At 42.4% G+C, this 3,338-nt stretch carries 1 protein-coding gene and 2 pseudogenes; 1 reads left to right on the forward strand and 2 read right to left on the reverse strand.

Features of this window, described 5'->3' with window-relative positions:
* Nucleotides 1–679: 679 nt before the first annotated feature.
* Nucleotides 680–1,880: pseudogene (locus tag F6K51_RS35640) on the reverse strand (ISAs1 family transposase).
* A gap of 133 nt (nt 1,881–2,013) precedes the next feature.
* On the opposite strand from F6K51_RS35640, the gene F6K51_RS35645 reads away from it, so the two are divergent.
* Nucleotides 2,014–2,301 (forward strand): transposase, encoded by a 288-nt coding sequence (locus F6K51_RS35645; RefSeq protein WP_293030485.1) that lies wholly within the window; start codon nt 2,014–2,016, stop codon nt 2,299–2,301.
* Between the two features lie 348 nt (nt 2,302–2,649).
* Here F6K51_RS35645 and F6K51_RS35650 read toward each other — a convergent pair.
* Nucleotides 2,650–3,206 (reverse strand): annotated as a pseudogene (locus F6K51_RS35650) (IS4 family transposase); the annotation flags it as partial.
* Between the last annotated feature and the right edge of the window lie 132 nt (nt 3,207–3,338).

Consider the following 3,338-nt stretch of genomic DNA (forward strand, 5'->3'; position numbering starts at 1 on the left):
AATTATCAAGCGATGTTGACTATTGCCTCTATATTACTCTGGCTTTAGTTGAAATCTTCTTTCTCCTGTTGCTGGTGATATCGATCACAGTTCCATGGTGATCTTTTAACTTTGCAGACACGCCCTAGAACCATTCACGGAATTTATCAAATCTATGTTGTCAGAGCATCCATCATTAACTCTGTCGGAAATGGTGGAAATACTTGAAAAAGAGAAAAAAATTACTGTCCACATTACTACTTTGAGTCTAATCTTAAAAAAACTTAACATAACGCGAAAAAAAAAACGCTATATGCTAGTCAAGCCAAAAGGTCAAGGGTAGCTATATTAAGATGTCTTTATTGGCAGAAAATTACGAATTTTTTAGTAAAAAACCTAGTCTTTTTGGATGAAATTTTAACTTAGGTAAAAAGCGCATTTATGGCCGTTATAAAAGAGGGACTAGAGTTGTCGATTATCGGCCTTATTACAGAGGGAAAAATATCACAATAATCAGCAGGGTAATCGCATCTAAATCGACCCTCAAAATGCTCTAACACTCCCTAAAACTTGATTATCCTCTGAACTGACCAAAGTCAACTAATTGAGTGGTCTTGCACCGGTTCGGCGTTTATGATCTAGGGCTTGACCGAGAACACAGACCTCGATTACCTCTTCCAACTCACCTGCTCAGTGGTGATCAACTACGACTAACACCTGACTTACCGGCACTGGCAGCCAGGATTTCCATTACTGAGTTATTGTCCATCCCAGCTCGGTAACGCTTCATCTTCAGACTCTGTTTGGAGGGTACCTGCTTGAGTAAACTAACACTTAAACGTCGCAACAATCCCAGGTTCTGTGCCGCATATCCGCATAGGTATCCGACTAGCATCTTCGCCAAAGGTGACATCAAGCACCCAATGCAGACTGTTCTCAATACTCCAATGGGAGCGAATCACCGAGTTGTGTCGCTGGGCATCGCCTTCCAGGCTGCTAATGTAAAACCGTACTTCAAACCTGGTTTTGTTCCATAACTTCTGGGTACTCTTGACCATGACAACCGTCTCTAAGCCCGCCCATTGACCTTGCCGAGGCAGTGGTGGTAATTGACTCACGGGCACGACCCAAACTTGGCGAGTTTCTATGCGATGATGTCCACTGTCTATGGTTTCATCGTAGCTGTACTCAATCCCCTGCCAGTTGTGGGCTTGTGCTTGCTCGAACCAAGCCTCTACTTGTTGGCTGAGCTGACCCTGGTTGCCTTTGAGTGCCAAGACATAGTCGCCTTCTGCCTGCTTGAAATGCCTACGCTATGGCGATTTGGGTGCCCATGGCATCAAGGGTGACTACCGCCCCCTTGAGGTTCAGCAATTGCAGCAGGAGCGGCACTGCTGTGATTTCATTGGATTTGCTCTCCACTTTTTGCGCTCGCTAAAACCAGCCCATGTTCACTGCTCCAGGCACTCACACTCTGTAACGCCTTCAGTTGACCAGCTCGGTCATAGGAGCCTTTGGTGGTCTTGCCATCGATATGAATCAACTTCAGGGCTAATTTCTCAGTAATACAGCTGACCCAACTCAAGAAACTCGTCTCGAGCTCCTGGGGGTCTAGCAGACCAAACACCCGACCAAAGGTATCGTGTGACGGAATCCCATTGGGCAACTCTAAAAACGTCTCCAGCCACACTTGCGAACGCTTTACCGTAGGTTTCGATGGCCACAAACCCATCGGCACCGGAGAGCACCGCCAAAATGGCAATCGTGATCATGGCCACCAAGGAATGTTTCTGGGTTCGCTCCACTCGGGGATCTCGCAAGTGCTGAAAATGCTTCAGAACACTGTTTTTCAAGATTAACGCTTCACGCTCCTGCTGAGCCTTCACAAAGCCTTTTGCCATAATGACTGACTAGAGAATGCAAATCTTGGCAAATCCAACGGTTAACCGCAACATCCGCTCTGGGACAACCTTGAACACTGACTGGCTATCATACCTATACTCCCTGTAGTTTGTCAAGTACGATTTATACCAAATTAGATGCGATTACCCTGCAATAATCAGTGCACTTTCCTACCAAGCAATCTTAGGTACTATGACCTTAAATGGTTCGATGAATCCTCAAGGTTTTCTAACTTATAGAAAACCAGTTTTAGCACCATCATTATGGCCTGGCGCTGTGGTAATTATGGATAATTTTCCCACCCATAAAAACCAAAAAGTTGTAGAAATATTATCTACAGTTGGAGCTAGCGTTTTCTTTTTACCTCCTTATTCTACCGATTTTAATCCGAGGGAAAAATTTTGGTTTATTTTGAAATAATATTTACGTTCATTAGTCCCGATGACTAGAGATGAGTTAGAAAAAGGTCTAGTTGATTGTTGTGATTATTTGACTAAAGAACAAATTAAAAAACTTTTTTATTATTGTTGTTATTGTAACTAAGTTAAGTGCAAACCGCTATATGTTACCATTATGTCCTAACTATCCCTTTTTTGGCTATATAAGTAATCTAGCCCTTAGACCTCGTTGATAATACTTTCGTGTCTTGATGCAGTCGCTCATGGGGGAAACCACGGCAGTTGCTCATGGGGGGAACCCCCAAGACCGCACTGCCTCCCCAAGACCGCGCTGCATCGCTTATTAGGATGCGCGTCTCATTAATTCGGTTACTAATTCTAGACAAACATCTTTGAAGTTAACCCAGGTTTGACCATATAAACCAACGTAAAAACTGCTATGTCTTCTCTCCAATCGGCCAGATTATTTTACACGAACCACATAGTTTTGGATTCCTTTACGTTTAATGTTATGACCTTGAATAGTTGCAGAAGTATAAGCTATAGTCATCAATAAAACTAGATAAATAAAGCGTTTACCTTCAACGTTAGTCTTTTCTAAATTATAACCACCTGTCTTAAAATCTCTAAACATTTCCATGCCTCGCTTCGCTCGCCAGGCTTCGCCAACGAATCAAATCTTTGTTTGTAAGCTGAAATAGCCGAATTTAAGCTATCCAAATTTGTCAAAATAAACCATCCTTCTTTTGGGGCTACTCCGTTAAGTTTACGTTTCCATTTAGCGGCAACATTAAAACTTATAAAACCACGATTATTCGTGACTTTAATTCCTTTAATAAATAAAGACACTCCAGGTACTAGACCTAAATCATTTAATTTAATCCAACTATTTTTTTGATATTCAACTAACTCATTCTTTTTTAAACGCAAACGGCTTTGTTGCATGAATGATGAAGGGGTCAAAATGCTCCCCCTCTCAGGAGCAGTTTTAAGCATTATGGGCATAGCTATCAGGCATACCCAAATGGGTCATAGGATTGAGGGCAGCACAAGCAAGTA

Origin of the sequence: Moorena sp. SIO3I8, from assembly GCF_010692325.1 — a bacterium.
In the GTDB taxonomy this organism is placed as follows: Bacteria; Cyanobacteriota; Cyanobacteriia; order Cyanobacteriales; family Coleofasciculaceae; genus Moorena.